This is a genomic window from Roseovarius aquimarinus (assembly GCF_043661195.1).
In the GTDB taxonomy this organism is placed as follows: domain Bacteria; phylum Pseudomonadota; class Alphaproteobacteria; order Rhodobacterales; family Rhodobacteraceae; genus Roseovarius; species Roseovarius aquimarinus.
In genome coordinates, this window is sequence record NZ_JBIHMM010000003.1 from 78,005 (window position 1) to 103,843 (window position 25,839).

The following is a 25,839-nucleotide window of genomic DNA, read 5'->3' on the forward strand; positions in this document are numbered from 1 at the left end:
AGGCAGGGCCAGCCGAGGCCCTGCATCAGCGCAACTTCCTCCGCCGGCATGATCCGGTTCAGGTTCGAAGGGTGCATCTCAGCCCGCGCATCGCGGACGCCCCTGTTACACGGAGGAAAATGGTCGGGCCGAAGCCCCGCGTCAAGCGCTCAGAAGTCGATGGCGAGGCCCTTTTTCTCCCAGTCGCCATAGCGCACGGGCTCAAGCCCGTCCTTGCGCCCACCCAGTTCCTTGGGCAGCTCCTCGGTCTCGGCGGCGCGGCGGCGCTCCTCGGCCTCGGCCAGCGCGCGCTGCGCGGCGGGCGGCAGATCGGGGCGGGTGTCGGGACGGTCGGTCATGGCATGGGTTCCTTCGGCGGCATACCCCTGATATACGCCGCCCTCGCCATTCAGCAAGGATCCACCATGTCCCACCCGTCGCCGCGCGCCGCCGCCGCCCATCTGCTGGATCAGGTTCTGGGCGAGCATCGCCTCCTGTCGGATCTTCTGGCCGCTGGCGCCCTCGGCCAGCTCGCGCCGCCCGACCGCGCCCGCGCCCAGCGCCTCGTCACCCAGACGCTCCGCGCGCTCGAGCGGTCGGACAAGATCCTCGCCAAGCATCTGCGCAAGCCGCCGCCCCTCACCGTGCAGAACATCCTGCGCCTCGGCACGGTCGAGCTTTGCATGGGGGGCGATGCGCATGGCATCGTCAACGAATGCGTCGCGCTCACCGGCGCCTCGAAGCGCTTCGCGAAGCTGAAGGGACTGGTCAACGCGGTCCTGCGCAAGGTCGCCGCAGCCGGCCCCGCCGAGTGGGCCATCCTGCGCGTGCCGCATCTGCCGAAATGGCTGCGCGCGCCTCTGAGCGAAGCATATGGGCCCAAGACCGTCGCCGGGTTCGAGGCCGCGCATTTCGCCGGCGCGCCGCTCGACCTCACGCCGCGCGGCGATGCCGCCGCACTGGCCGAAGCCGTGGGCGGGACGGTGCTGCCGACAGGATCGGTGCGACTGGCGGAGGCCGGACAGGTCAGCGCGCTGCCCGGTTTCGAGACGGGCGACTGGTGGGTGCAGGATGCCGCCGCCGCGCTCCCCGCGCGCCTCCTGGCCGCGCAGCCGGGCGAGACGGTGCTCGACATGTGCGCCGCGCCGGGCGGCAAGACGCTGCAACTGGCCTCGGCGGGCGCCGAGGTGACCGCGCTCGACATCTCGGACGCGCGCATGGCGCGGCTGCGCGAAAATCTGGCGCGCACGGGGCTGGGCGCCGCGCTCGTCATCGGGGATGCGCTGACGCATGAGGGTCGGTACGACGCGATCCTGCTCGATGCGCCCTGCTCGGCCACCGGCACGATCCGGCGGCATCCGGACCTGCCGCATGCGCGCGACGGCTCGGAAATCGGCGATCTCATCGGGCTTCAGGCCGCCATGCTCGACCGCGCGCTGGGTCTGCTGAAACCGGGCGGGCGGCTCGTCTACTGCACCTGCTCACTCCTGCCGGACGAGGGCGAATGCCAGATCGAGGAGGCGCTCGCGCGCCATTCGGGCCTTCGGGTCGATGCGGAGGCGACGGCCCTGCCCGGAGTCGACCCGGACTGGCGCACGGAAGAGGGCGGCTTCCGCCTGCGGCCCGATTTCTGGGCCGAGCGCGGCGGCATGGACGGGTTTTACATGGCCCTCCTGCGGATGTGACGAGATTTCGTCAATCCCACGGTGACTTGGCGCCGGGGGCGCGGTAGTCTGCCCGCGACGAGGCGCCGCCAAGAGCGCCCGGGGCAACGACGCGAGCGACGAGGCGCATGGCATCCAAGGGCACTTTCCGCGCGACATGGACACGGCTGCAAAACCGCATCGCGGCGCGCCGGGCGGCGTGGGCACGGCCCGCGACGGCCTTCGTCTCCTCGCCCGAGCCGCGCACCATCGGCAGCTTCGCGCGGGGCCGCCAGCTCACGGCGGGGAATTTCATGTTCGCGGGGCACCTCATCCAGACGCCCGGCACGCCCATCTGGGACATCACCCCGCCCAATGCCGCCTTCGCCGCCGAGCAGCAGGGATTCGGCTGGCTCGACGATCTGGCGGCGGCGGGCGACGCGCCCGCGCGCGATGCCGCGCAAGCCTGGACGCAAGACTGGATCGCGCGCTATGGCGGCGGACGCGGCGAGGGCTGGACGCCCGATCTGACCGGGCGGCGCGTCATCCGCTGGATCAACCACGCGATCTTCCTGCTTGCCGGACAGGATCGCGCGGCCTCGGATGCCTTCTATCGCTCGCTCGCCCAGCAGACCCTCTTTCTGGGCAAGCGCTGGCAGGCCGCCTCGCCGGGCGCGCCACGCTTCGAAGCGCTCACCGGCCTCATCTATGCCGGGATCGCGCTCGAGGGGATGGACGGCTACACCGAGGCCGCCGCCCGCGCGCTGGGGCGCGAATGCGATGCGTTGATCGGTGCTGAGGGGCATCTCGTCACGCGCAATCCCGAGGAATTGCTCGAGGTCTTCACCCTGCTCACCTGGGCCGCCGAGGCGCTGGGCGAGGCGGGTATCGACGCGCCCTCGCTGACGGCCGCGACCGGGCGCATCGCGCCGACGCTGCGCACGCTGCGCCACGCGGATGGCGGGCTCGCCCGGTTTCACGGCGGCGGGCGCGGCCTCGAAGGGCGGCTCGACACGGCGCTCGCCGCCTGCGCCGTCAAGGGACGGCGCACGGACGGTCTGGCGATGGGCTATGCGCGGCTGAGCGGCGGGCGCACGTCGGTCATCATCGATGCGGCGCCGCCGCCCTCGGGCGCGGCCTCGGCGGGCGCGCATGCCTCGACCATGGCGTTCGAGCTGACCTCGGGCCGCCGTCCTCTCATCGTCAATTGCGGCTCGGGCGCGAGTTTCGGCCCCGACTGGCGACGCGCGGGCCGCGCGACGCCGTCGCACAGCACGCTGGTTCTGGACGGCGCGTCGAGCGCGCGGCTGGGCGCGCCGGGGGCTGAGGCCGAGTGGCTCACCCAGGCGCCGCGCGACGTGCCCGTCCAGATGAGCCGCGCCTCGGACGGCGTACGCTTCGAGGGGGGGCATGACGGCTATGTGCGCCGCTACGGGCTGACCCATGCGCGCACCATCGAGATGACCTTCGACGGGCGCGGCGTCGCGGGCGAGGACATGCTCCTTGCGCTGAGCGCCGACGACAAGCGCCGCTTCGACGCTGCGCTCGATGCCTCGGGCATGACGGGCGTGCCCTACCAGATCCATTTCCACCTTCATCCCGAGGTGGACGCCAATCTCGACATGGGCGGCGCCGCCGTCTCGCTCGCGCTGCGCAGCGGCGAAATCTGGGTCTTCCGCACCGATGCGCGCGCGAAAATCACGCTCGAGCCGTCGGTTTACCTTGAAAAATCGCGGATCAAGCCGCGTTCGGCCAAACAGATAGTTTTATCCGGGCGCGCGCTGGAGTATGCGGGCCGCATCAGATGGTCGCTGGCCAAGGCTCAGGACACTCCGATCAGCATTCGCGATCTGGCGCAGGACGCGCCCTATCCCGAAACAGACGGCGACCATTACGAGTGAAACGCACGCAACGCAGGAGCGCCCCATGACCGATATCGCCCACATCCGACGCGCCCTTCTCTCCGTCTCCGACAAGACCGGGCTGATCGATCTGGGACAGGCTCTCGCGGCGCACGGGGTCGAGCTTCTGAGCACCGGGGGCAGCGCCAAGGCGCTGCGCGACGCGGGGCTCGAGGTGCGCGACGTGGCCGATGTGACGGGCTTCCCCGAAATGATGGACGGGCGCGTCAAGACGCTCCACCCCGCCGTGCATGGCGGCCTTCTCGCGCTGCGCGACAATGCCGAGCATGCCCGCGCGATGGAGGAGCACGGCATCGGCGCGATCGATCTGCTGGTCGTCAATCTCTACCCGTTCGAATCCACCGTGGCGGGCGGTGCCGATTACGAGACCTGCATCGAGAATATCGACATCGGCGGCCCCGCCATGATTCGCGCCGCCGCCAAGAACCACGGTTTCGTCAGCGTGGTGGTCGACACCGAGGATTACGCTCCCCTTCTCGAGCAGATGAAGGCCAATCACGGCGGCACGACGCTCGCCTTCCGCAAGAAGCTCGCCATGACGGCCTATGCGCGCACCGCCGCCTATGACAGCGCCGTCAGCACCTGGATGGCCGCGCAGCAAGGCAACGCCGCGCCCCGCCGCCGCAGCGTGTCGGGCAGGCTCGCGCAGGTGCTGCGCTATGGCGAGAACCCACACCAGTCGGCCAGCTTCTACCGCGACGGCAGCGCGCGCCCCGGCGTGGCGACGGCCCGGCAGCTTCAGGGCAAGGAGCTGAGCTACAACAACATCAACGACACCGACGCGGCGTTCGAGTTAGCCAGCGAGTTCGCGCCCGAGGACGGTCCCGCCTGCGCGATCATCAAGCACGCCAACCCCTGCGGCGTGGCGCGCGCGGCGACCCTGAAAGAGGCCTATACACGCGCCTTCGATTGCGACCGCACCAGCGCCTTCGGCGGCATCATCGCGCTCAACCAGCCGCTCGACGGCGCCACCGCCGAGGAGATCGCGCAGATTTTCACCGAGGTCGTCATCGCCCCCGGCGCTGACGAGGACGCGCGCCGCATCTTCGAGGCCAAGAAGAACCTGCGCCTGCTGATCACGGACGGCATGGCCGATCCGCGCGAGGCCGCCCAGACGATCCGCCAGGTCTCGGGCGGGTATCTGATCCAAGACAAGGACAGCGGCCATATCGGCCCGGACGATCTGAAGGTCGTGACGAGGCGCAAGCCGACCGACGCCGAACTGGCCGACATGCTCTTCGCTTGGAAAGTCGCCAAGCACGTCAAGTCGAACGCGATCGTCTACGTCAAGGATGGCGCGACCGTCGGTGTCGGCGCCGGACAGATGAGCCGCGTCGACAGCTGCCGCATCGCCGTGCGCAAGGCCGAGGACATGGCCGAGGCGCTCAGCCTCTCGGCGCCGCTCACGCAAGGCAGCGTCGTGGCCTCGGATGCGTTCTTTCCCTTCGCGGACGGCCTTCTGACCGCCGCCGAAGCGGGCGCGACCGCCGTGATCCATCCCGGCGGCTCGATGCGCGACGACGAGGTGATCGCCGCCGCGGACGAGGCCGGCCTTGCGATGGTGCTGACCGGCATGCGCCACTTCCGCCACTGATGGCCCAGGCCTCGAAAGGGCGCGACATGAGAACAGTCTTCTGGACGGCCTTCTGGATCTTCCTGCTGGATCAGGCCACGAAATATCTGGTGGTGCACTGGATGAACCTGCGCACGCTCGGTGCGATCGACGTCTGGCCGCCTTTCATCAACCTGCGGATGGCGTGGAATTACGGGATCAATTTCGGCCTTCTGGCCGGGGATTCCCCGGTCACGCGCTGGGTGCTGATCGCGGTCGCGCTGGTCATTTCCGGCGCCGTTCTCTGGTGGGTGCATCACGAACCGGGCGGCAAGTGGCAGAAGATCGCCGCCGGGCTTCTGGTGGGCGGCGCCATCGGCAACGTGATCGACAGGCTGCTCTATGGCGCGGTCGCGGATTTTCTCAACATGTCCTGCTGCGGGCTGAACAATCCCTACGCATTCAACGTGGCGGACATCTCGATCTTCATCGGCGCCTTCGGGATGGTCATCCTGACGCCCAGCAAAAAGCCTGCGTGACGCCGCCCCGCGATTGGGTTAGATAGTCGGGCAGACGATCACCGAACGAAGGGCCGATCTCATGCGCCGCAGCCTTTTGGCACTCACCCTGATGTCCCTCGCCATCGCCGCTTGCGGGCGCAGCGATGGGGCGCTCACGCGTATCAAGAACGACGGCAACGGTCCTGACGAATTCACGGTTCTGCCGACGGCGCCGCTTCAGGCGCCCGAAAGCTACGGCACGCTGCCGCCGCCCACACCGGGCGGCGCGAACCTCGTCGATCCCAATCCGCACGCCGCGGGCGTCGCGGCGCTCGGCGGCAATCCGGCGGCGACCGTCGCGGGCGGGCAGATCTCGGCCTCCGATGGCGGCCTCGTCAATCACGCGAACCGCTTCGGCGTGCTTCCGGGCGTGCGCCGCGAGCTTGCGGTCGAGGACGCCGAGGTGCGCCGCCGCCATGGCCGCGTCAATATCTTCAACATCGGCCCGAACGACGATTATACCTCGGCATACAAGAGGCAATGGCTCGACGCGCGCGAGGAGCAGCGCCGCCTGATGCAGCGCGGTGTCGTCACACCCTCGGCCCCGCCGCCCTCGAACTGATCCCGCCCGACATAGAACGCCCCGCATCGCAGGGGCGTTTCTTCGTCAGGGGCCAATGTCAGGGGGCCATTGTTTCAATCCGGCCCGCGATGTTCACGGATGCGGCATCCCGGGTTGCAGACCGCAAGAGCCGCCGTATCTTGCGAGCGATATCCAGCCATAGCCGGAGACTGCCCATGCGCGCCTTCATGATCGCCCTTCTGACCTTCCTGCCCGCCATGGCCCTCGCCGAGGACGCGCCGGAGGTCGGCAACGACGCGGTGACGACCTTCGAGCTCGATAACGGTCTGGAGCTTGTCGTGATCGAGGATCACCGCGCGCCGGTCGTCACGCACATGGTCTGGTATCGCGCGGGTTCCGCGGACGAGCCTCCGGGACGGTCGGGCATCGCGCATTTCCTTGAGCATCTGCTCTTCAAGGGCACCGACACGCTCGCGCCCGGCGAGTTTTCGGCCACCGTGGCCAAGCAGGGCGGCAATGACAACGCCTTCACCAGCTACGATTTCACCGCCTATTTCCAGCGCGTCGCGGCGGACCGGCTCGATCTGATGATGCAGATGGAAGCCGACCGCATGGTCAATCTGAAACTGGACGAAGAGAACGTCGCGACGGAACGCGATGTCATCATCGAGGAGCGCAACAGCCGGGTCGAGAACAACCCCAACGCCCTCTTCCGCGAGCAACTCAATGCCGCGCAATATCTTAATCACCGCTACGGCACGCCGATCATCGGCTGGCAGAACGAGATGAGCCAGCTCACGCTCGAGGATGCGAAGGAATTCTATCGCACCTATTACGCGCCGAACGACGCCATCGTGGTCGTCGCCGGGGATGTGAACCCCGAGGAGGTGTTGGCCCTCGCCGAGAAGCATTACGGCGCCATCCCCGCCAATCCCGACCTGCCCGAACGCGTGCGCACCGAGGAGCCGCGCCAGATGGCGGCGCGGCGCCTGACGATGGAAGATCCGCGCGTTCCCCAGCCCTACGTCATGCGCAGCTATCTCGCCCCCGAGCGCGACAGCGGCGCGCAGGAGGAGGCGGCGGCGCTCAGCATCCTCGCTGAAATCCTCGGCGGCGGCACCACGTCGTTGATGGCCGAGAAGCTGCAATTCGACGAACAGATCGCGGTGCAGTCGGCGGCCTGGTATGACGGCATGTCGCTCGACGAGACGACATTCACGCTTCTCGTCGTGCCCGTGCCGGGCGTGTCGCTTCCCGAGGCCGAGGAGGCGATGGACGGCGTGATCGAGACGTTCATGGAGACCGGCGTCGATGCCGATCAGCTCGAGCGCATCAAGATGCAGGTGCGCGCCGCCGAAATCTATGCGCGCGACGATGTGAACGGACTGGCCAACCGCTATGGCGCCGCGCTCGCCTCGAGCCTGACCGTCGAGGACGTGCAGAACTGGCCGAAAGTGCTTCAGGAGGTGACCGCCGAAGACGTGATGGAAGCGGCGCGGAATGTCTTTCAGCCGCGCAATTCCGTTACCGGCTACCTGACACGTCCCGACGCCACCGCAGACGCAACCGCGACCACGGAGACCGCCCAATGATCCGCCCTCTCGTCACCCGCTTCCTGCTTCCGGCGCTGCTCGCCCTCCTTGCCGCCGTTCCGGCCCGCGCCGAGATCGAAGTGCAGGACCTCGGGACGCCCGGCGGTGTCGATCTTTGGCTGGTCGAGGATCACACCATTCCCTTCGTCGCGCTCGAGATGCGGTTCCGCGGCGGCGCGTCACTCGATCAGCCGGGCAAGCGTGGGGCGACCAATCTCATGACCGGCCTGCTCGAGGAAGGCGCGGGCGATCTCGACAGCCGCGCCTTCGCGCGCGAGACCGAGGCGCTCGCCGCCTCCTTCTCCTACAGCACGAACGACGATGCGATCAGCATATCGGCCCGCTTTCTGAGCGAGAACCGCGACGCGGCGATCGAGTTGCTGCGCAAGAGCCTTGTCGAGCCGGCGTTCGACCAGAAATCCATCGACCGCGTGCGCGGCCAGGTCCGCGCCAATATCGAGGGCGATCTGAAGGATCCGAACGCCATCGCCGCACGCGCCTTCGACGCGCAGACCTTCGGCGATCACCCCTATGCCACCTCCAAGGACGGCACGCTCGACAGCATCGAGGCCCTGACGCGCGACGATATCGTCGCCGCCCATCGCAACGCGCTGGTGCGCGACCGGCTCTATGTGGCGGCCGTGGGCGACATCACGGCCGAGGAATTGACCAGCCTCGTCGCGCGTTTGACCGAAGGCTTGCCGCAATCTTCCGACATACCTCTGCCCGGTCCCGCGGATGTGACGCTTCCCGGCGGCTCCACGGTGGTCGAGTTCGACACGCCGCAATCGGTCGTCACCTTCGCGCAGCCCGGCATGGACCGCGACGATCCCGATTTCTTCGCGGCCTTCCTGCTCAACCAGATCCTCGGCGGCGGCGGGTTCGAGAGCCGTCTGATGGACGAGGTGCGCGAAAAGCGCGGCCTGACCTACGGCGTCTATTCCTATCTCACCGACCGCGACGGAGCGCAGCTCTGGATGGGGCAGGTCGCCTCGGCCAATGACCGCGTCGCCACGGCCATCGAGGTGATCCGTGACGAATGGGCCAAGATGCAGCGCGAGGGCGTCACCGCCGAAGAGCTCGAGGACGCCAAGACCTACATGACCGGCGCCTATCCGCTGCGCTTCGACGGGAACGGCCCGATCGCGAATATCGCGGTCGAGATGCAGGTCGAGGGGCTGGGCCCGGATTACATCCGCGAGCGCAACGACAAGGTGAATGCCGTCACGCTCGAGCAGATCAACCGCGTCGCGGCCGAGCTTCTGGACCCCGAGAAACTCAGCTTCGTCGTCGTGGGCAAGCCCGAGGGCCTCTCCGAATAACGCCCGCGCTTCATCTTGGCGGAAATACTCATGGCCCGGCGGAAGGAAGCCGGGCCTCAGACGCCGAGGTAACGCGTCGCCACGGATCTGTCGGCGCGCAGCTCTGCGGCGCCCAGCACAGCGGCGCCGCGCCCGTTTTCGAGAAACGCCACGCGATCGGCCAGTTCGAGCACCGCATCCACGCGCTGCTCGACCATCAGGATGGCGGTGCCCTGCGCGCGCATCCGCACCACCACCTCCTGGATCGCGCCCACCATGGAGGGCTGAAGCCCCTCCGTCGGCTCGTCGAGCAAAAGCGCCTTCGGCGCGAGGCAAAGCGCGCGGGCGGTCGCCAGCATCTGCTGCTCCCCGCCCGAGAGCGTCTGCGCCGCCTGGCGATAGCGCTCGCGCAGGCGCGGAAAGAGATCGAGCACCTCCTCCAGAACCTCGGGCGGGCTTTGCCGCGCGCGCATCCCGATCTCGAGATTCTGCGCGACACTCAGCCCCGAAAAGAGGCGCCGCCCCTGAGGCACATAGCCGATACCGGCGCGCGGCACGCGGTGCGGCGGCAGCGCGCTGACCTCCTCGCCGTCGAGCGACACACGCCCGCCCATGAGCGGAATGAGACCCATGATCGCGCGCATGGCGGTCGTCTTGCCGGCGCCGTTGCGTCCCATGAGGCAGAGGATTTCGCCCGGGGCGACCTCGAGCGACAGGTCCTGCAACACCCGCCCGCCGCCATATCCCGCGCTGATCCGCTCCAGCGCCAGCATCACGGCGCCCCCAGATAGGCGGCCTGCACACCCGGATCGGCCCGCACGGCATCCGGCGTGCCTTCGAAGAGAAGCGCCCCGGCGGCCAGAACGCTCACCCGGTCGGCCAGTGCCATGACGACGTCCATATTGTGCTCGATCAGAAGGATCGCGCAGCGCCCCGACAGGCTCCGCACCAGATCCTTGAACGCCGCGATCTCGGGCTCGGAGAGGCCCTGCGTCGGCTCGTCGAGGATGAGAAGGCGCGGCGCCGAGGCAAGGCCCATCGCGATCTCGACAAGGCGCTGGTGGCCATAGCTCAGATCGCCCGCCAGAGCGCCGCGATGGCGCTCGAGGCCCACCTGCTCGAGCGCCTGTGCGACGGCGTCCGGAACCTCGCCCGCCATCATGTGCGGGCGCGCAGCCAGCGCCACATTCTCAAAGACCGGCAGGCGCGCATAGATCGAGGTGATCTGGAACGTATAGGCCATGCCCAGCCGCGCGCGCCTGTGCGCGGGAAGCGCGGTGATGTCCTGCCCGTCCAGCACCACCCGCCCCGCATCCGCCGCGATGCGCCCGATGGCGAGGCCGACCAGCGTGGTCTTGCCCGCGCCGTTCGGCCCGATCAGCGCCCGCACCTCGCCGCGTCCCACATCGAGGCTGACATCGTCCACGGCGCGCACGCCGTCATAGCTCTTGGTCAGACCGCGCAGCGACAGAAGGCTCATGGCAGCCACCCCCAGAGGCGGCGGCGCAGCTCGCCCATGATGCCCTGTGGCGCGAAAAGCGTCAGCAGCACCAGCGCCACGCCCGCCAGGAGCATGTAGGCCGTGGTGATGCCCGAGCTGAGGTCGATCAGGTAGAACATGAAGAGCGTGCCGATGAAGGGGCCGAGCACGGTGCCCGCGCCGCCCAGAAGCACCCAGAGAAGCGGCAGGATGGAGTACTCGACGCTGGCGAAACTGGCGCCGACATAACCGAAGAGGAGGCCATAGGCCGCCCCCGCCGCGCCCGATATGGTGCCCGAAAGGACGAGCGCGATCAGCTTGATCCGGAACGTGTCATAGCCCAGCATCCGCGTGCGCGCCTCGTTCTCGCGGGTCGCCACGAGCGTTCGGCCGAAGGGTGCGCGCACCAGCGCGAGGCAGGCGATCATCACCGCCGCGAAGAGCGCCAGCGCCGCGAGATAGCGATTGCCCTCGTCGCTGAGGTCGATCCCCCAGAGCACCCGCGCGCCGCGCGCGATCACGATCCCCTCGTCGCCGCGCGTCCACTCGCCGAGATAGAGCACCGTGAGATAGCCCGCCTGCGCGAACATGAGCGTCACGATCATGAAGGCGACGCCCGCCGTGCGCAGCGCCAGCGCGCCGAGCGCGGCGGCGGTCAGAGCGCCCGCGCCGACGCCGAGGATCAGCGCGGGCGCGGCGCCGAGGCCCGCATGCTGCACCGCCATGCCCATCCCGTACATGCCCGCCCCGAAGAGAAGCGCATGCCCGAGGCTCAGCAGCCCGGTATAGCCGAAAACGAGGTTGTAGCCCATCGCGTAGCTCGCCAGCACCATGATCCGCGCGAGATTGCCGTGATGATAGGCGGGCAGCACGAAATGCCCCAGAAGAAGCAGCGCGAGCACCCCGCCATGCAGGGCGATGATCCGCGCGCCCACGCTCATGCCGTGCGCGTGCCGAAAAGGCCTTGCGGGCGGAAGACGAGCACGCAGGCGACCAGGAGCGTCGCGATGATCTTGGCCAGCGTGGGCGAGAAGAAGACCGAGATGATCCCGTCGCTGAGGCCGATCAGGATGGCCGCGACCACCGTGCCCGGCAGGCTGCCGAGACCGCCGATGATGACCACGGTGAAGGCCAGGAGCAGCGGATCGGCCCCCATCAGGTAATGCGCCTGGCTGATCGGCACGACCAGAACGGCGGCGAGCGCGGCCAGCGCCGCGCCGATCCCGAAGACCATCGCATAGACCCGCTCGACCGGGATGCCGAACGCGGTCGCCATGTCGCGGTCGGCCTGCACCGCGCGCATGACGAGGCCGATGCGCGTGCGCGCCATCATCGCCCAGACGCCCAGAAGCACCGCCGCCCCCGCGCCGATCACGGCCAGCTTGTAACTCGTTGTGGCGAGCCCCCACGGCCAGTAGAGCGCGAGCCGACCATCCGCGATCTCGACCCAGGGCAGCGCCAGCCGCGTGTTGAACGGCGCCTCGACGGGCCGCGCCTCGGGGCCGTAGCCCATCAGCGTCATTTGCTGGATGATGTAGAGAAGCCCGATCGTGGCCACGATGGTGCGCTCGGGATCATAGCTCACCCGCTTGAGAATGGTCATGTCGGCGGCCACGGCGATGGCGCCGACGATTAGCGGCGCCCCGACAAGCGCCACGGCGAAGCCCAGCGCGGGATGCCCGCCCACCGTCTGCGCGATCACCCATGCGAGCACCGCGCCCAGCATGAAAAACTCGCCATGCGCGATGTTGACCACCCGCATCACGCCGAAGACGAGGCTCAGCCCCACCGCAGTCAGCGCCAGCACCGAGGCCATGACCAGCCCCTCGAGCGTGGCGAGCATCAGGTAGGGGCCGAGGTCCATGTCGCGTCAGCCCGCCAGCTCGGCGCGGTGCGCCTCCACCAGGTCGGCCATCGAGTGGAACATCATGCCATAGCGCGGCATGTCGCCGGGGTTCATCGTGGCGCCGAACCCCTCCTTGTCGTGCCGCCGGTAGATCCAGCAATTGGCGAGGCCATGCCGGTTGGCCGGCCCATGATCGTGGAACATGCTCTCGGCGGTGTGCAGGATATCGCCCTTGGTCAGGCCCAGTCGCGCCAATTGCTCGATCATGTAATCGAAATTGCGCGGATCAGGTTTGTAGCTGCCCACATCCTCGGCGACGTAGGCAGCGGTGAAGGGATGCCCGAGCTTCGCATCGCTATGGGCGAAACTGGCATTGTCCACATTCGACAGAACGATCAGCTTGAAGTGATCCTTGAGATAGGCGAGCGCCTCGCGGCTGTCGGGAAAGGCCGGCCAATGCTCGACCGAGCGGCCATAAACCTGCGCCTCCTCCCATGAGGCGACAAGGCCCCATTCCTCGGCCAGCCGCTTGTAGACCGTGGCCAGCACGTCGCGATAATTCTTCGCGGGCGTCACCCGCTGCGTTGTGCTCTCGTGATAGGCATGCGCCTCGAGGATCTGGTCGCGGCTGAGATCGAGCCGGTCCGTCAGCGGCTTCAGACCCGCGATCATGCCCGCTTCCCAGTCGATCAGCGTGCCGTAGACATCGAATGTCAGCGCCTTGTAATCGCTCAGCTTCATGGGGGTCCTCCCTGAGGGCGTGCGCCTCTTTTCTTCTTGCTGGAAATATCCCGGGGGAAGGCTTGAAATCCATCCGGATTTCAAGCCTCGGGGGCAGCGCCCCCGCCTAGAACGGGCGCTGCGTGTAATCCACCTCGTCGGGATACATCCCGGCTTCGATGCCGGCGGTGTGCACGCGCACGAGGCGTCCGTTCTCGATGCGGCTGATATGCTGCTCGCCGAAGACCTGATGCGTACGCCCGTTGAAAACCATATTTCCTTGCGGATAATCGCGCCCATGCGGCAGATCCGTCATCGCCTCGACCGCCTCGATCAACGCGGTCCGGTCCTCGGGTCCGCGATAGCCTGCGGCCTCCATCCCGGCCTTGATTACGCTGAGCGTGGTCCAGCAGCCATACATATGGCCGTAGGCCGACACGTCGCGCGGATCGGCCAGCGACGCGCCGTTCTCGTCGACACCCACGGCGTTGCGATAGAAGACCTGCGCCTCGGTCTCGTCGGGCTGAGCATAGCGCGTCATGCCCTCCCAGAAATGCGAGCCTTCGAGAAACTCGAGCCCCGGGCTGTTGATGTCGATCGTCTCGAGGCTGTCGACGAAGCCGAAAAGCTCGGGACCGGCGCCGCCGAAGAACTCGCCCATCTCCTTGACGAAGGTCAGAACGGACGGGCCGACCATGACGTGATAGACCACCTCGGTCTCGCGCGGGATCTTGGGGAAATAGCGGGTGAAGGACGTCTCGGTCGGCGGGATCGCGATCTTCTCGAGAACCTCTCCGCCCTGTGCCTCGATCGCCTGGGTGAAGAAATCGCGGTGATCATGGCCATAGGCGTAATCGGGGAAGATCATCGTGACCTTCTTCCCAAGGTTCTCGGCCACGAAAGGCGCGATGGCCAGAACCTGGCTTTTGACATCCGTGATGCCGGGCTGGAGCGTGTAGCGGTTGAGCATGCCGCTGGCGACGTGATGGCCTTCGGAGACCACGAAATAGGGCAGCTTGAGCTCGCCCGCGCGTGGGGCCGAGCCGATCACGACATGGCTGAAAAGCGGGCCATAGGCGATGTCGCACCCCTGCTGGTTGGCGAATTTCTCCAAAAGCTCCGCGCCCCGCTTGGGGTTCGTGCCGTCATCCTCGGCCACCAGCTCGACCATGCGGCCGTTGATGCCGCCGTTCTCGTTGATATAGGCGGCCGCCGCGTTCCCGGTCCGCTCGTACCAGCGCCCATAGGCGGCGCCGACGCCGGTGCGGTGCACCTGAAACCCGATCTTGATGGGCGCCGCGGTCTGCGCATGGGTGTAGCGCGCCCAGAGCGGCAGCGCGGCCGCGCCTCCGGCCAGCGTCGTCAGCGCCTTGCGGCGGGTCAGATTGGTTGCGGTCTTGCTCATGGCCATGCCCTCATGCAGCGGCAGGGGCCCCTGCCGGTCCGGCGCGATCCTGCGAATATGACGCGGCAATGTCCAGTGATTAACAGGCTCCGCGCGCCGATCAGCGCAGCGCCCCGTGCTTTTTCTTGGGAAAAATACCCGGCATCCCGTCGGTTCGCCAAAGCGTGCCTACTTGCCGAAGAAGCGGTTGTAGAGCCAGTCGGGCCAGATCCGGCTGAACCGGAAGAGATAGCTGAAAAGACGCGGGAAGTGGCGCACCGTCGCCCCGTCGTCACACATCATCTCGAACATTTCCTGCGCGGCCTCCTCGGGGGTCATGAGGAAGGGCATGTGAAAATCGTTCTTGTCGGTGAGACGCGTCTCGATGAACCCCGGATTGGCGATCTGGACACGCACCCCCGTCTTGTGAAGATCGACCTGCATGCTCTCGCCCAGCGCCATGACACCGGCCTTTGACGCCGCATAGCCGATGGCGCCGGGCAGGCCGCGAAAGCCCGAGAGCGAGCCCGTAAGCACGATATGGCCCGCATCGCGCGCCACCATCTTGGGCACCACCACTCCGCAGGCGCGCAGCGCGCCGGTGAAGTTGATGTCGCCCATCGCCTCGGCCTGCTCGACATCCCAGTCCTGCGCGGGAAAGGGCCAATAGACCCCGGCGGTATAGACCATGCCGTCGATCTCGCCGACTTCCTCGGCGGCCTTGCGCACGCTTTCTAGGTCCGACACGTCGATCGTCACGACATGGGCGCGGCCCGGCAGCGCGCTTGCCACCTCTTTCAGCTTGTCTTCGCTGCGCGACGACAGGATCAATTCCGCGCCTGCGCGGCTCAGCTTGTGCGCCAGCGCCTCGCCCAGCCCGTCGCTCGCCCCGATCATCCAGTAGCGTTTGCCTTCCCAATCGGTCATGCGGTGTCCACCTTTTTCATCGTGGCCACCAGCTCGGCGACCTTGATCCCGTATTTACGAAACTGGCTGCGATTGACGATGGTTCCGCCGGGCGCGAGATACATCCAGTCGGTGACGCTCAGCACATGCCCGCCCGCCTCGGCGGGCAGGCGTATCCGGTAGCGAAGCACGAGCGACGCGCCGCTGAGCTGCCCCCGCCCGACGCCGACCAGATCGTCGGCCTCGGCCTCGAGCGTGCCGTTCGGGCCGAGCCTGAGGCGCCATTCGCGATCCTGCGTGTTGCCGCTGTCATAGGTGAAATGCTCGGCCAGCGTGCCGCTATCGCCGCTCCACCGGCCCTCGAAATCGGCGTCGAAGCGCGAAGAGACGCGCCCGAGCGGGCCGTAGATCACCCCGTGGCAGGCGATGCGCCCCGACAGATGCTCGCGCAGGTCCAGCACAGGCTCGGTGCCCGCGTAATGCGCGGGCGTCTGCCCCATGAAACCCGCAAGGCGCGTGCGCAGAAACGGGATGGCCGCGCCGAGCGCGGCGCCGACGATGATCCAGACAAGCACGTTCATGCGGCTTTCCCTTCGGGCATCGGCGTCGTGGCCAGAAGGCCGATCGCCACCAGTTTGAGCGCGCAAGGCACCGCGCAGTAAAGAAGCGTGAGCAGGCTGAGCGCCGCCGCATCGTTCTGCCCGCCCGCCTCGAAGCCGCCCGCCTCGAGCGCCGGAAGCAGCACCGCCGCCGCCAGCGCGAGCGTGAGCTTAGATACGAAGGACCAAAGGCCGAACCCCTCGCTCGCGCCCGGTGCGATTTCGGACATGCGCCGCGCGAAGATGGCTGGAAGAAGCGTCAGGTCCGCCCCCACCGCCGCGCCCGACACGACGCAGACCGCGGCGAAGGCCCATGTATCGCCCGTGCTGAGAAGCGCCGCCCAGCCGAAGGCGGCGATGGCCAGAACCATGGCCCCGAGAAGCGTGCGCTTGGCGCCCCAGCGCTCGGCCGCGCGGCCCCATGCGGGCGCCGCGAGCGCCGCCGAGAGAAAGAAAAGGAGCAGCAAGGGCCCCTCCCATCCCGGCGCGCCGAGGCGGCTTTCGACGAAAAAGAGAAAGAGGGTCGAGCTGACGGCGACCGGCGCCGCGTTGACGAGCGCGATAAGCAGAAGACGGCGGGACATGGCGTCGCGTAGGATCGGGCCGAAGCCTTCGGACGGAATCGGCGCGCGCCCCCACTGGCCCCACATGACCGCCAGCGCGACCGCGCCGAGAATCGCGAAACCGAGCGCGAAGCCACCATAGCCGCCAACGAGCACCGGCGCGACAGAGGCCGCGCAGATGCCCAGAAGCGCGCCCGTCTCGCGCCAGCGGGCGAGGCGCAGATGGCCCGCCTCGGGCAGGGCGGACGCGCTCGAAACGCCTTGAGCGTAAAAGCAGATGGTCAGGTAGCTGAAACCGGAAAAGACGACGGTCAGCATGATCGCGAACCACCAGACCGGCGCGATGGGCGGCGTCACTGCGAAGAGGCCGAGCATGGCGATCACCATCGCCGCCCCCGCGATCAGAACGCTCGGCGCGCGCCAGCCTTGCGTGCGTGCGGCTAACCGGCCCAGAAGCGGGTCCTGAACCACGTCGATGAGGCGCAGCGCGAAAAGAACCGTGCCCAGAAGGGTCAGGGACACGCCGTATTCATCGACGTAGAATTTCGGGGCGTGGATGTAGATCGGCAGACCGGCCGCCGCCAGAAATGCCGCGAAGACGGAGAAGGCCGGCAAGCGCGGCGCGCTCACCGCGACACCTCGGTCTGGGGCGGCTCGGGCCGGGGGCGATAGGCCGCGCCCTTCCACCAGAGCTTGAGCGCCTGCCAATGGATGAGCGCCAGCACCCGCCGCGAGCCGAAGGGGCGGCGCAGCATCGCGCGCAGGATGCCGGCATTCGTCAGCTTGCGGCGCGGGCCGGTCAGCGTCGCCGTCAGGCCCCCGTCCGAGCCCGTCATGTCGATCCAGATCCCGATCCGGTCCCCGCGCAGATCGAAGCGGAATTCATACCCGCCATCGACTTTCTGGAAGGGCGAGACATGGAATATCTTGTCCGAATGAAGACGGTCCTCGGGCGTGATCGCCGAGCCGTCGGGCTTGTGGCAAAGATAGCTGTGCCTGTCGCCGAACGTGTTGCTCACCTCCGCGATGACCTGCCGCAGCCCACCCTCGTCGTCACGGCAGAGCCAGAAGGACACCGGGTTGAAGACGTGGCCGAGAACGCGCGGCTGCGCTAGAAGCTCGATCTTCGCGGGTTGCGGCAACTGGTAGCTGTCGAGCACCTTGCGCACCCAAGGCGCGCCGATCCCTTCGCGGGGCGGGCCGCCATGATCCGTGTCATGCAGGCTTGCCAGCGCGGCGCGGTTGCGCCCGAAGAGGCGCGGCCCCGAAACCTCGGCCTCTGCGTCCAGAAGCACGTAGTCGATGGAATAGCGGAACGCGTTGCGCACCGCCCCCTTGCGCCCGTGCCAGGTGTGGCCCTCGATATGATCGATGCGGCTCATGCCGCCGCCAATGCCCCGCGCGCCACGATGGCGTCGGCCACATCAACGGCGCTTCCCAGCCCGTCCTCATGAAAGCCGTTCTTCATCCAGGCACCGCAATACCATGTGTTCATCGCGCCGTTCATCCGCGCGATCCGCGCCTGCGCATCGAAAGCGGCGTGATCGTAGACGGGATGGCGCAGCGTCACGCGGTCATGGATGAGCTCCTCGCGGATCTGGCGCGTCGTGTTCAGCGTCACGAAATGCGGATCGTCCATCGGGATCGGCTGGAGACGGTTCATCCAATAGGTCAGATCGATCCGCGCGTCGCTCTTGGCCCGGTCCTCGGTATAGTTCCAGGAGGACCAGACGGCCTTCCGGCGCGGCATGATCGAGCTGTCGGAATGCAGAACGATATCGTTCGGCTGATACCCGATGGCACCGAGATTGCGCCGCTCCTCGGGCGTGGGATCGGCCAGAAGGCGCAGCGAGTCGTCGGAATGCGTGGCCATGACGACCTCGTCGAAATGCTCCCAATCGCCCGCGGCCCTGATCTGAACGCCCGTGGGCGTGCGCTCCACCGCCTCGACGGGGCAGCCGGGCCGCAACGTCGCGCCCATGCGGCGCAGATGCGCCTCCAGCCGGGTCACGTATTGCACCGAGCCGCCTTGAACCGTGTACCACTGGTGCTGGCCGTCGTAGCGCAGCAGCGCGTGATTGTCGAAGAAGCGCATCATCGCCTCGGCCGGGAAATCGAGGATCTTCTCCAGCGGCGTGGACCAGATCGCGCCCGAGAGCGGCAGAAGGTAATAGTCCCGGAACCACGGCCCGGTGCGCAGATGCGCGAGCAGATCGCCGATGCTCATCTGCGTGCCGCGCGCCGCTTCGAGCGCGTTGGCGTTGAAATGGAAGATGTCGCGCAGCATCCGCAAGAAGCCGGGCCGCGCCGCGTTCCGCCGCTGCGCAAAAGTTGCGCCGAGACTGGACGTGCCGTATTCGATCCGGCCGCCATCTATGGAGGCACCGAAACTCATGTCGCTCTTGACCACGGGCACCTCCAGCTCGGCGAAGAGCGCGGCAAGATGCGGGTAATTGGCGTAGTTGAACACGATGAAGCCCGTATCGACGGGCTGGTCCCCCCGCTTGCCCGCCATGATGGTGCGCGCATGACCGCCGAGGCGCGGCTCGGCCTCGTAGAGGGTGACGTCGTGATCGGCGCACAGGCGGTGGGCCGCCCCCATGCCGGAAATACCGGCTCCGACGATGGCGATCTTGCGCCGCGGGGCGGTCTGCAACTCGAATGGCATGTGGTGGAAGTTCCGTTCTATTCAGTGTCGATTAACGAGGCTTACGCGCAGAATGCGCCGCCGGATGCAAATTTGGTCACTCTTTTTGGAAATCGCGGGTATTTTCACGTGGCAGTGATCCATTTGCCCGCTCCTGCCGTAATGGCGATATGGAATGCGTGATTGACACTTCTTGCGATAGCTTGGCATCGTTTCGCGGCCCGATTGCCGTGGACGCGATGCGTTCGCTTGCGCCTACACCGAAGAAGTCAGGACACGTCGAATTGCCCTCAGACCGGCCCGAATCCGACCGGAACACCGAAAACGGCCGATGGATCGCCCTGATCGCCCGCATCCGCGACGACGCGGACGAGGCCGCCTTCGCCGAAATCTTCGGGCATTTCGCGCCCCGCATCAAAGGCTTCCTGATGAAGTCCGGCGCCAGCCCCACGCTGGCCGAGGAATGCGCGCAGGATGTGATGGCGACACTCTGGCAAAAGGCGCATCTTTTCGATCCGACCCGCGCCAGCGCCGCCACCTGGATCTTCACGATCGCGCGCAACCGCCGCATCGACGCGCTGCGCAAGGCCCGCAGGCCCGAACCCGAGGATATTCCCTGGGGCCCGGAGGAAGAACCCGATCAGGCCGATGCCCTTGCGCTCGAACAAGAGAGCGCCCAGTTGACCGAGGCCATCGCGGCGCTTCCGCCCAAACAGAAAACGCTGATCGAGGCCGCCTATTTCGGCGATCTCAGCCATTCCGAAATCGCCGAGAAGACGGGACTACCCCTCGGCACCATCAAATCCCGCATCCGGCTCGCCCTCGACCGGCTGCGCCATACGATGAAATGAAGAACGCCATGACCAACAAGATCGCACATCACCTGACCGACAGCCTGCTGATGGCCTATTCCTCGGGCAACCTTTCCGAAGCGTTCAGCCTCGCCGTCGCCACGCATGTATCGCTCTGCGACGAGTGCCGGGCGCGCCTCGGCGCGTTCGACAGCGTCGGTGGCGCCTTGCTCGAGCAGTCGGAGCTTCCGGAAATGTCCCAAGGCAGCATGGCCGCAGCCCTGGCCGCCGCCAAGGGCAAGCCGGTCGAGCCGCGCGCCGCGCGCTCCGCTCCTCGCCGCGCTGGCGTGCTTCCTCCGCCGCTTCAGGATTACGTCGGCGGCGATCTCGAGGCTGTCAAATGGCGCTCGGTCGGGATGGGCGTGCGCCAGGCGATCCTGCCCATCAAGGGTGAGGCGACGGCCCGTCTTCTGCATATCCGCGCCGGTGCCGCCGTGCCCGATCACGGGCACAAGGGCATGGAACTCACCCTGGTGCTGCAAGGCGCCTTCATGGACGCGGACGATCGCTTCGCGCGCGGCGATATCGAGATCGCGACCGAGGATCTAGAGCATACGCCCATCGCCGATATCGGTGAGGATTGCATCTGCTTGGCCGTCACGGACGCACCGCTGAAATTCAACAGCTGGGTCGCCCGCGCGGCACAACCCTTCCTGCGGATCTGACGCGCGTCAGACGCCCACATCCGGGCCGGGACATTGGAGCGGCGTGTCGCTCTGCCCGACCTCGTAGAGCTCGACCGCGTCCGGATCGTTCTCGAACCGTGCGATGAGTCCCGTCTCGCCCTTCTCGAAAGTCCAGCATTGCGGATCGGGTTCGGTGTCGTAGACGAAGCAGATCATTCCGTCCTGCTCGTACCATTCGCCCTCTTGGCACTCCCCCTCGACGAAGGCCCAGCGCACCTGACGATTGTCGAGATATTGCTCGATCCCGTAGGCCGCGCCGCCCGATCCGTAAACGAAGGTCTTGCCCTTGGTGTAGGCATCGAACTCCTCGGCGGTCATAGCGGCCAGCGCGAGCGTCGGGGCAAGAAGGGCGGCGAGGGTGGCGGCAAGGATACGCATGGAGCCACGATGCCACGGGCCGGACCGCGCCGCCAGCCCCTTCGCAAGGATCAGCGCGGCGCCGCCTGCCGTGCCTCCCAGCGGTCCAGCCGCCGGTCCATCACACGCCGCCAGAGCGGCGGGACCAGCGACAGCGCCGCCATCGCCGGCAGCGGGTAGGGCAGCATCGGCATGTGCCCGCGCTCGAGGCGCAGCGCCGGAAAGTCCGTTCCCGGCGAGACATGATGATGCGAATGGCGCGGCGCGTTCAGCGTGAGCGCCGACGAGAACCGCTGGGGCGCGTTCCACGAATGCCCCGGCCCAACAGGCTCGAGCGCGCCGCCCTCCAGCCGTCGCCGCCTCAGACCGTAATGCTGCACATAATCCGACATCTGGATCTGCATCTGCGCATAGAGACACATGGCGACATAGCCGAGCACACCGCCGATCCCTCCGAGCGCCGCCGCGATGCAACCGCACCCCAGCCCGACCGCGACATAGAGAAGATAGGGATGTCTCCAGAGCGGGCGACCCGCACGGCGGAGCATCGCAGTCTCGGCGTGCCAGCCCGCCCGCGCCCCGCCGAACCCCGCCCGCAGCGCGAAGCGATAGAACCCCTCGCCGCGCCGCGCGCTGCTGGGATCCCTGTCGCTGCCGACATGGGCGTGATGCACCAGAAGATGCGCGCTCGCGTGGTGCCCGATCAGAAGACTGCTATACACCAGCCGCCCCAGAAGGCGCAGCGCGCGGGGCCGCTTGTGGATCAGCTCATGCGCCGCAGGATGCGCGATCTGGCCGAAGATCAGCCCCGCCGCGATCCCGAGGCAGAGGCGGGCGGGCCAGCTCAGCCCCGATTGCCCCGCCACCGCCCAGACCGCAGCCACGAGCACCGCGAAATGCAAAAGCCCCAAGAGCGCCAGAAGGCGCGGCGCCGCGGGAAATTCCGCGCCCTCCTCGGGCGCATCCGGCGCGGCGGCGATCAGGCGGTCCATCACGAAAGAGAGAACCGTCATGTAGGTGAGCGCCGCGTAGGGCCATGGACCGCCCCAGACAGCGCCGGCAAGCACCATCGCCATCGGCAAGAGCGTCGCGCCCGCAAACCAGATCATGCCGCCCCCCGCGCCGAAGTGACCTCTTCCCAAAGTTGATACCTCAACCACCCGCGCACTGCATGGGAAAAGCACATGCGCCGCCCGCGTTGCCGCGTCCCTTCCATCTTCGCGCCAAGGCGATTAGATGGACGCAACCGGCAAAGGGCGGAGGCGACATGGCGTTTTTCAAGAAACTCAAGGAAAAGCTCTTCAGCTCGTCGTCCAAACTGGACGAAGGTCTCGACGCCATCGTCGAGGAAGGCGGCGAGGCGGACACGCGGCCCGAAGCGCCGTCCCGCCCCGAGCCTGTCGCGACACCCACACCGCGCCCCGAGGAAATCCCCCCGCCGGTCAGCGAAACGCCCGCGCCGCCCCCGTCCGAAATCCCGGCCGAAATCCCGACCGAGCCCGCGCGGCCCGCACCCACCCCGACGCCGATCGAGATCCCGGTCGAGGAGACGCGCCCGGCGGACACGGCGAAGCCCGGCCTCCTCGGCCGCCTTCTGGGCCGCGAGTCCACCTCGGCGCCGCGCCGCGCGCTCGACGACGACATGCTCGAGCAGCTCGAGGAGTTGCTCATCACCGCCGACATGGGCGTCGACACCGCGCTCCGGGTGACCGCCAACATGGCCGAGGGCCGCATGGGCAAGCGCCTCTCCGCGCGCGAGATCAAAGAGCTTCTGGCGCAGGAGATCGCCCGCATCATGGAGCCGGTGGCCAAGCCCATGCCGCTCTATCCCAACAAGCCGCAGGTGGTGCTGGTCGTCGGCGTCAACGGATCGGGCAAGACCACGACCATCGGCAAGCTGGCGAGCCAGTTCCGCGCGGCGGGCAAATCGGTCGTGATCGCGGCGGGCGATACGTTCCGCGCCGCCGCCGTGGAGCAGCTTCAGATCTGGGGCGAGCGCGCGGGCGTGCCCGTCATGACCGCGCCCGAGGGCAGCGATCCCGCGTCGCTCGCCTGGGACGCGATGGAGCAGGCCGAACGCGACGGCGCCGATCTTCTGATGATCGACACCGCCGGGCGCCTCCAGAACCGTGCCGATCTGATGGAGGAGCTGGCCAAGATCGTCCGTGTCATCCGCAAGAAGGACCCGAGTGCGCCGCACAACACGCTGCTGGTGCTCGACGCGACCACCGGCCAGAACGCGCTCAGCCAGGTCGAGACGTTCCAGAAGCTCGCGGACGTGTCTGGCCTCGTGATGACCAAGCTCGACGGGACGGCGCGCGGCGGCGTTCTGGTGGCGCTCGCCGACAGGTTCGGCCTGCCCATCCACGCCATCGGCGTGGGCGAGCAGATCGACGACCTCGCCCCCTTCGATCCCGAGGAATTCGCGGCGGCACTTACCGGGCTCGACGCGGGATGATCACTCGGGTCCGGGCCCGATGCTCCGGCCCAGAAGGCGCACGAGGGCGAGCACGGTGACGACGATCCCGGTCGCGAGCGCCGCGAGCGGCATCTGCCCCGACCCGCAGGCGAGCCCGATCCCCCCGGCGAGCCACATCGACGCGCCGGTGGTCGTGTTGCGCACCTTGCCGCCCGACGTGAAGATGATCCCCGCCGCGAGAAAGGCGACGCCCGCCGTCACCGCCTCGATCAGGCGCAAGGGATCGACGCGCAGCGCATCCACATCACCGAAAGGCATGGCGGCCAGCTGCTGGCTCACGATGATGAAAAGGCACGCGGCCATCGACACGAGCATGTGCGTGCGCAGCCCCGCGGGCTTGTCGCGCCATTCGCGCTCGATCCCGATCACGCCGCCGAGGATCAGTGCCGCTGTCAGGCGGATGCCCGCGATCACTGGCGGCACCGCCGCGAAAGTCCCGTTCAATTCGTTCAGAATGATCTCGAGCATCGCACGTCTCCCGGCAATGGGGCGGAAACCCGCGGGCGCGCGCCCCGGTTCCGCAAGGCGCGCGGCATGAGCGCGTGGCTCCTCTCGCTCGAGGGCACCGCGGCGGGCCATCAGCTCGCCCTCGCTCTGGCGGTGATGGCGGCGATCCTGCACGCCGCCTTCGGCGCGCTCCAGAAAGGGCGGCACGATCCCTGGCTCACGCGCGGCGCGATCGATTTCAGCTATTGCGTCATGGCCGCGCCCTTCGCGCTTTTCGTCGTGCCTTGGCCCGAGCCGCATATGTGGCCGATCTTCGCGCTCGCCTGGGTGATCCACACGGGATACAAGCTCTTGCAGGCGATGGCCTATTCGCGGGGCGCCTTCACCGTCGTCTATCCGGTGGTGCGCGGCACCGGCCCGCTCTTCACGGTGATCGGTGCCTATCTGATCTTCGGCGAGACGTTCAACGCGGTGCAATGGATGGGCGTCGCGGTGCTGCTCTCGGGCATCTTCGGCCTTGCGGCCTACAACCTCGCGACGCTCGATGCGGCGCGCGACACGCTGCCCGCGGCGCTTGCGCTGGCCTTCATGACCGGGCTTCTGGTCGCGGCCTACACCACTTTCGACGCCTACGGCATCCGCGCCACGGCCGATCCCTTCACCTTCCTCGCCTGGCTCTTCTTCATCGACGGCTGGGTGATGGCCCTGATCGCGCTCGGGCGCTGGCGGCGCATGGAGGCGCCGCCGGCGCCCGGCCCGCTCATGCTGCGCGGCGTGATCGGCGGGATCGTTGCCTTCTTCTCCTTCGGCGCGATCCTGCTTGCCACGCGGCTCGACAGCGTGGGCGAGGCGGCGGTCCTGCGCGAGACATCGGCGGTTTTCGCCGCGCTGATCGGCTGGCTCTTCCTCGGGGAGACGGTCGGACCCCGTCGAACGGCATTGATGGCATTGATCGCGGCGGGCGCCGTGATAGTTGAGATGGGCGGCTAGGCCCTTTGGAGGATACATGAGCGAGAAACAGATCAATGGCGGGCTCAAGACCGCGCTCGAACTCGGGCCGATCCTCGCCTTCTTCGTGGCGTATCTCTGGCTCAAGGACCGGGTCTTCACCATCGCGGGCAACGAGTATGACGGCTTCATCGTCGTCACCGCCGGCTTCATCCCGGTATTTCTCGTCTCCATCGGCATTCTCTGGGCACTGACGGGTCACCTGTCGCGGATGCAGGTGCTGACGGCGATCCTCATCACCGTATTCGGCGGGCTCAGCGTCTGGTTCAACGATCCCAAGTTCTTCAAGATGAAGCCGACGATCATCTACCTTCTCTTCGGCGGCATCCTCGGCGCCGGGCTGTTGCAGGGCCGCTCCTACCTGCAAAGCCTGATGGATACCGTCCTGCCCCTGACGCGCGAGGGATGGATCATCCTGACGCGCCGGCTCATGCTCTTCTTCTTCGGTCTCGCGCTCCTGAACGAGATCGTCTGGCGCACCCAGTCCGAGGAGACTTGGGTCTATTTCAAGACCTTCGGCCTGACCGCCGCGATCTTCATCTTCTTCATCACGCAGTCGAAACTCTTCGAGGCCTACAAGTCCGAGCCGAAGGAGTGAGGCCGTTTTCTTCTTGCGTCAAATATCCCCGCCGGAGGCTCCGCCAGTTGACGTGAACGCGGCGGCGGGATATTCGCGGATCCGTGGTGATTTGTTACCGGATTGCGAACCACGTTAAAGAATTCGCTAAAAGGTCACGGAAAAGGCCCCCCTTTTCGCATGACCGGCTCGGGGGTTTTCAGGGGCGATGGCCCGG

27 protein-coding genes and 2 riboswitches are annotated in these 25,839 nt (G+C 67.4%); of the genes, 12 read left to right on the top strand and 15 right to left on the bottom strand.

Annotated elements, in window-relative coordinates; all coding sequences use genetic code 11:
- Window positions 1–18 precede the first annotated feature (18 nt).
- Window positions 19–114, bottom strand: a riboswitch (TPP riboswitch).
- Between the two features lie 35 nt (window positions 115–149).
- Window positions 150–338: a DUF1674 domain-containing protein gene (locus ACGRVM_RS10955; protein ID WP_377171552.1), complete on the bottom strand. Its 189-nt coding sequence runs from the start codon at window positions 336–338 to the stop codon at window positions 150–152.
- Between the two features lie 66 nt (window positions 339–404).
- On the opposite strand from ACGRVM_RS10955, the gene ACGRVM_RS10960 reads away from it, so the two are divergent.
- The 7 genes from ACGRVM_RS10960 to ACGRVM_RS10990 all read left to right on the top strand — a co-directional run bounded on the left by ACGRVM_RS10960 (window position 405) and on the right by ACGRVM_RS10990 (window position 9,093).
- The gene (locus ACGRVM_RS10960; RefSeq protein WP_377171554.1) at window positions 405–1,664 is read left to right on the top strand and encodes an RsmB/NOP family class I SAM-dependent RNA methyltransferase; all 1,260 of its coding nucleotides are present in this window, start codon (window positions 405–407) and stop codon (window positions 1,662–1,664) included.
- Between the two features lie 107 nt (window positions 1,665–1,771).
- Window positions 1,772–3,523, top strand: a complete 1,752-nt coding sequence (locus ACGRVM_RS10965; RefSeq protein ID WP_377171556.1) for a heparinase II/III family protein — start codon at window positions 1,772–1,774, stop codon at window positions 3,521–3,523.
- 25 nt (window positions 3,524–3,548) lie between these two features.
- On the top strand, window positions 3,549–5,138 hold the full coding sequence (purH, locus tag ACGRVM_RS10970; RefSeq protein WP_377171558.1) for a bifunctional phosphoribosylaminoimidazolecarboxamide formyltransferase/IMP cyclohydrolase: 1,590 nt from the start codon (window positions 3,549–3,551) through the stop codon (window positions 5,136–5,138).
- A 26-nt stretch (window positions 5,139–5,164) separates the two neighbouring features.
- The gene (gene lspA / locus ACGRVM_RS10975; protein ID WP_377171560.1) at window positions 5,165–5,635 is read left to right on the top strand and encodes a signal peptidase II; all 471 of its coding nucleotides are present in this window, start codon (window positions 5,165–5,167) and stop codon (window positions 5,633–5,635) included.
- A 91-nt stretch (window positions 5,636–5,726) separates the two neighbouring features.
- Window positions 5,727–6,218 carry a DUF3035 domain-containing protein gene (locus tag ACGRVM_RS10980; RefSeq protein WP_377171562.1) on the top strand — a complete coding sequence of 164 codons (492 nt, stop codon included), beginning with the start codon at window positions 5,727–5,729 and terminating at the stop codon, window positions 6,216–6,218.
- Window positions 6,219–6,436: 218 nt separating this feature from the next.
- The gene (locus ACGRVM_RS10985) at window positions 6,437–7,771 is read left to right on the top strand and encodes a M16 family metallopeptidase (protein WP_377172452.1); all 1,335 of its coding nucleotides are present in this window, start codon (window positions 6,437–6,439) and stop codon (window positions 7,769–7,771) included.
- Window positions 7,768–9,093, top strand: coding sequence for a M16 family metallopeptidase (locus ACGRVM_RS10990; protein ID WP_377171564.1), 1,326 nt, complete (start codon window positions 7,768–7,770; stop codon window positions 9,091–9,093). The genes ACGRVM_RS10985 and ACGRVM_RS10990 overlap by 4 nt, the downstream gene beginning before the upstream one ends.
- Before the next feature lie 56 nt (window positions 9,094–9,149).
- On the opposite strand, the gene ACGRVM_RS10995 is transcribed toward ACGRVM_RS10990, so the two are convergent.
- The 11 genes from ACGRVM_RS10995 to ACGRVM_RS11045 all read right to left on the bottom strand — a co-directional run bounded on the left by ACGRVM_RS10995 (window position 9,150) and on the right by ACGRVM_RS11045 (window position 19,238).
- The gene (locus ACGRVM_RS10995; protein ID WP_377171566.1) at window positions 9,150–9,845 is read right to left on the bottom strand and encodes an ABC transporter ATP-binding protein; all 696 of its coding nucleotides are present in this window, start codon (window positions 9,843–9,845) and stop codon (window positions 9,150–9,152) included.
- Window positions 9,845–10,552, bottom strand: coding sequence for an ABC transporter ATP-binding protein (locus tag ACGRVM_RS11000; protein WP_377171568.1), 708 nt, complete (start codon window positions 10,550–10,552; stop codon window positions 9,845–9,847). The genes ACGRVM_RS10995 and ACGRVM_RS11000 overlap by 1 nt, the downstream gene beginning before the upstream one ends.
- Window positions 10,549–11,493: a branched-chain amino acid ABC transporter permease gene (locus ACGRVM_RS11005; protein ID WP_377171570.1), complete on the bottom strand. Its 945-nt coding sequence runs from the start codon at window positions 11,491–11,493 to the stop codon at window positions 10,549–10,551. The genes ACGRVM_RS11000 and ACGRVM_RS11005 overlap by 4 nt, the downstream gene beginning before the upstream one ends.
- Window positions 11,490–12,416 (bottom strand): branched-chain amino acid ABC transporter permease, encoded by a 927-nt coding sequence (locus ACGRVM_RS11010; protein WP_377171572.1) that lies wholly within the window; start codon window positions 12,414–12,416, stop codon window positions 11,490–11,492. The genes ACGRVM_RS11005 and ACGRVM_RS11010 overlap by 4 nt, the downstream gene beginning before the upstream one ends.
- A gap of 6 nt (window positions 12,417–12,422) precedes the next feature.
- Window positions 12,423–13,139, bottom strand: coding sequence for a haloacid dehalogenase type II (locus ACGRVM_RS11015; protein ID WP_377171574.1), 717 nt, complete (start codon window positions 13,137–13,139; stop codon window positions 12,423–12,425).
- 106 nt (window positions 13,140–13,245) lie between these two features.
- On the bottom strand, window positions 13,246–14,523 hold the full coding sequence (locus ACGRVM_RS11020; RefSeq protein ID WP_377171576.1) for an ABC transporter substrate-binding protein: 1,278 nt from the start codon (window positions 14,521–14,523) through the stop codon (window positions 13,246–13,248).
- Between the two features lie 168 nt (window positions 14,524–14,691).
- Window positions 14,692–15,429: an SDR family NAD(P)-dependent oxidoreductase gene (locus tag ACGRVM_RS11025; protein WP_377171578.1), complete on the bottom strand. Its 738-nt coding sequence runs from the start codon at window positions 15,427–15,429 to the stop codon at window positions 14,692–14,694.
- Window positions 15,426–15,989, bottom strand: coding sequence for a DUF3833 domain-containing protein (locus tag ACGRVM_RS11030; RefSeq protein ID WP_377171580.1), 564 nt, complete (start codon window positions 15,987–15,989; stop codon window positions 15,426–15,428). The genes ACGRVM_RS11025 and ACGRVM_RS11030 overlap by 4 nt, the downstream gene beginning before the upstream one ends.
- A complete protein-coding gene (locus tag ACGRVM_RS11035; RefSeq protein WP_377171582.1) occupies window positions 15,986–17,200 on the bottom strand; it encodes an MFS transporter in 1,215 nt (404 codons plus the stop codon). Before ACGRVM_RS11035 ends, ACGRVM_RS11030 begins: the two co-directional genes overlap by 4 nt.
- Entirely contained in the window at window positions 17,197–17,952 is a 756-nt protein-coding gene (locus tag ACGRVM_RS11040; RefSeq protein WP_377171584.1) for a DUF1365 domain-containing protein, read from the bottom strand. Before ACGRVM_RS11040 ends, ACGRVM_RS11035 begins: the two co-directional genes overlap by 4 nt.
- On the bottom strand, window positions 17,949–19,238 hold the full coding sequence (locus ACGRVM_RS11045; protein ID WP_377171586.1) for an NAD(P)/FAD-dependent oxidoreductase: 1,290 nt from the start codon (window positions 19,236–19,238) through the stop codon (window positions 17,949–17,951). Before ACGRVM_RS11045 ends, ACGRVM_RS11040 begins: the two co-directional genes overlap by 4 nt.
- A gap of 263 nt (window positions 19,239–19,501) precedes the next feature.
- Between ACGRVM_RS11045 and ACGRVM_RS11050 the strand changes: the two genes are divergently transcribed.
- A complete protein-coding gene (locus ACGRVM_RS11050) occupies window positions 19,502–20,068 on the top strand; it encodes a sigma-70 family RNA polymerase sigma factor (protein ID WP_377171588.1) in 567 nt (188 codons plus the stop codon).
- 8 nt (window positions 20,069–20,076) lie between these two features.
- Window positions 20,077–20,733 carry a ChrR family anti-sigma-E factor gene (locus ACGRVM_RS11055; RefSeq protein ID WP_377171590.1) on the top strand — a complete coding sequence of 219 codons (657 nt, stop codon included), beginning with the start codon at window positions 20,077–20,079 and terminating at the stop codon, window positions 20,731–20,733.
- Window positions 20,734–20,739: 6 nt separating this feature from the next.
- Here ACGRVM_RS11055 and ACGRVM_RS11060 read toward each other — a convergent pair whose 3' ends face one another.
- Together ACGRVM_RS11060 and ACGRVM_RS11065 are read right to left on the bottom strand one after the other, a co-directional pair.
- Window positions 20,740–21,132 (bottom strand): hypothetical protein, encoded by a 393-nt coding sequence (locus ACGRVM_RS11060; RefSeq protein WP_377171592.1) that lies wholly within the window; start codon window positions 21,130–21,132, stop codon window positions 20,740–20,742.
- A gap of 50 nt (window positions 21,133–21,182) precedes the next feature.
- Window positions 21,183–22,220 (bottom strand): alkane 1-monooxygenase, encoded by a 1,038-nt coding sequence (locus tag ACGRVM_RS11065; RefSeq protein ID WP_377171594.1) that lies wholly within the window; start codon window positions 22,218–22,220, stop codon window positions 21,183–21,185.
- Between the two features lie 158 nt (window positions 22,221–22,378).
- On the opposite strand from ACGRVM_RS11065, the gene ftsY reads away from it, so the two are divergent.
- Entirely contained in the window at window positions 22,379–23,569 is a 1,191-nt protein-coding gene (ftsY, locus tag ACGRVM_RS11070) for a signal recognition particle-docking protein FtsY (RefSeq protein ID WP_377171596.1), read from the top strand.
- Here ftsY and ACGRVM_RS11075 read toward each other — a convergent pair whose 3' ends face one another.
- Window positions 23,570–24,058, bottom strand: a complete 489-nt coding sequence (locus ACGRVM_RS11075; RefSeq protein ID WP_377171598.1) for an MgtC/SapB family protein — start codon at window positions 24,056–24,058, stop codon at window positions 23,570–23,572.
- A gap of 66 nt (window positions 24,059–24,124) precedes the next feature.
- On the opposite strand from ACGRVM_RS11075, the gene ACGRVM_RS11080 reads away from it, so the two are divergent.
- Window positions 24,125–25,027: an EamA family transporter gene (locus tag ACGRVM_RS11080; RefSeq protein ID WP_377171600.1), complete on the top strand. Its 903-nt coding sequence runs from the start codon at window positions 24,125–24,127 to the stop codon at window positions 25,025–25,027.
- Between the two features lie 16 nt (window positions 25,028–25,043).
- Window positions 25,044–25,643, top strand: a complete 600-nt coding sequence (locus tag ACGRVM_RS11085; protein ID WP_377171602.1) for an inner membrane-spanning protein YciB — start codon at window positions 25,044–25,046, stop codon at window positions 25,641–25,643.
- Window positions 25,644–25,716: 73 nt separating this feature from the next.
- Window positions 25,717–25,793, top strand: a riboswitch (SAM riboswitch).
- The last annotated feature ends 46 nt before the right edge of the window (window positions 25,794–25,839 follow it).

Bases quoted from the DNA above. Each gene is read 5' to 3' on its own strand.
- ACGRVM_RS10955 (WP_377171552.1), bottom strand. From the start codon at position 338: ATGACCGACCGTCCCGACACCCGCCCCGATCTGCCGCCCGCCGCGCAG.
- ACGRVM_RS10960 (WP_377171554.1), top strand. From the start codon at position 405: ATGTCCCACCCGTCGCCGCGCGCCGCCGCCGCCCATCTGCTGGATCAG.
- ACGRVM_RS10965 (WP_377171556.1), top strand. From the start codon at position 1,772: ATGGCATCCAAGGGCACTTTCCGCGCGACATGGACACGGCTGCAAAAC.
- purH (WP_377171558.1), top strand. From the start codon at position 3,549: ATGACCGATATCGCCCACATCCGACGCGCCCTTCTCTCCGTCTCCGAC.
- lspA (WP_377171560.1), top strand. From the start codon at position 5,165: ATGAGAACAGTCTTCTGGACGGCCTTCTGGATCTTCCTGCTGGATCAG.
- ACGRVM_RS10980 (WP_377171562.1), top strand. From the start codon at position 5,727: ATGTCCCTCGCCATCGCCGCTTGCGGGCGCAGCGATGGGGCGCTCACG.
- ACGRVM_RS10985 (WP_377172452.1), top strand. From the start codon at position 6,437: ATGGCCCTCGCCGAGGACGCGCCGGAGGTCGGCAACGACGCGGTGACG.
- ACGRVM_RS10990 (WP_377171564.1), top strand. From the start codon at position 7,768: ATGATCCGCCCTCTCGTCACCCGCTTCCTGCTTCCGGCGCTGCTCGCC.
- ACGRVM_RS10995 (WP_377171566.1), bottom strand. From the start codon at position 9,845: ATGCTGGCGCTGGAGCGGATCAGCGCGGGATATGGCGGCGGGCGGGTG.
- ACGRVM_RS11000 (WP_377171568.1), bottom strand. From the start codon at position 10,552: ATGAGCCTTCTGTCGCTGCGCGGTCTGACCAAGAGCTATGACGGCGTG.
- ACGRVM_RS11005 (WP_377171570.1), bottom strand. From the start codon at position 11,493: ATGAGCGTGGGCGCGCGGATCATCGCCCTGCATGGCGGGGTGCTCGCG.
- ACGRVM_RS11010 (WP_377171572.1), bottom strand. From the start codon at position 12,416: ATGGACCTCGGCCCCTACCTGATGCTCGCCACGCTCGAGGGGCTGGTC.
- ACGRVM_RS11015 (WP_377171574.1), bottom strand. From the start codon at position 13,139: ATGAAGCTGAGCGATTACAAGGCGCTGACATTCGATGTCTACGGCACG.
- ACGRVM_RS11020 (WP_377171576.1), bottom strand. From the start codon at position 14,523: ATGAGCAAGACCGCAACCAATCTGACCCGCCGCAAGGCGCTGACGACG.
- ACGRVM_RS11025 (WP_377171578.1), bottom strand. From the start codon at position 15,429: ATGACCGATTGGGAAGGCAAACGCTACTGGATGATCGGGGCGAGCGAC.
- ACGRVM_RS11030 (WP_377171580.1), bottom strand. From the start codon at position 15,989: ATGAACGTGCTTGTCTGGATCATCGTCGGCGCCGCGCTCGGCGCGGCC.
- ACGRVM_RS11040 (WP_377171584.1), bottom strand. From the start codon at position 17,952: ATGAGCCGCATCGATCATATCGAGGGCCACACCTGGCACGGGCGCAAG.
- ACGRVM_RS11045 (WP_377171586.1), bottom strand. From the start codon at position 19,238: ATGCCATTCGAGTTGCAGACCGCCCCGCGGCGCAAGATCGCCATCGTC.
- ACGRVM_RS11055 (WP_377171590.1), top strand. From the start codon at position 20,077: ATGACCAACAAGATCGCACATCACCTGACCGACAGCCTGCTGATGGCC.
- ACGRVM_RS11060 (WP_377171592.1), bottom strand. From the start codon at position 21,132: ATGCGTATCCTTGCCGCCACCCTCGCCGCCCTTCTTGCCCCGACGCTC.
- ACGRVM_RS11065 (WP_377171594.1), bottom strand. From the start codon at position 22,220: ATGATCTGGTTTGCGGGCGCGACGCTCTTGCCGATGGCGATGGTGCTT.
- ftsY (WP_377171596.1), top strand. From the start codon at position 22,379: ATGGCGTTTTTCAAGAAACTCAAGGAAAAGCTCTTCAGCTCGTCGTCC.
- ACGRVM_RS11075 (WP_377171598.1), bottom strand. From the start codon at position 24,058: ATGCTCGAGATCATTCTGAACGAATTGAACGGGACTTTCGCGGCGGTG.
- ACGRVM_RS11080 (WP_377171600.1), top strand. From the start codon at position 24,125: ATGAGCGCGTGGCTCCTCTCGCTCGAGGGCACCGCGGCGGGCCATCAG.
- ACGRVM_RS11085 (WP_377171602.1), top strand. From the start codon at position 25,044: ATGAGCGAGAAACAGATCAATGGCGGGCTCAAGACCGCGCTCGAACTC.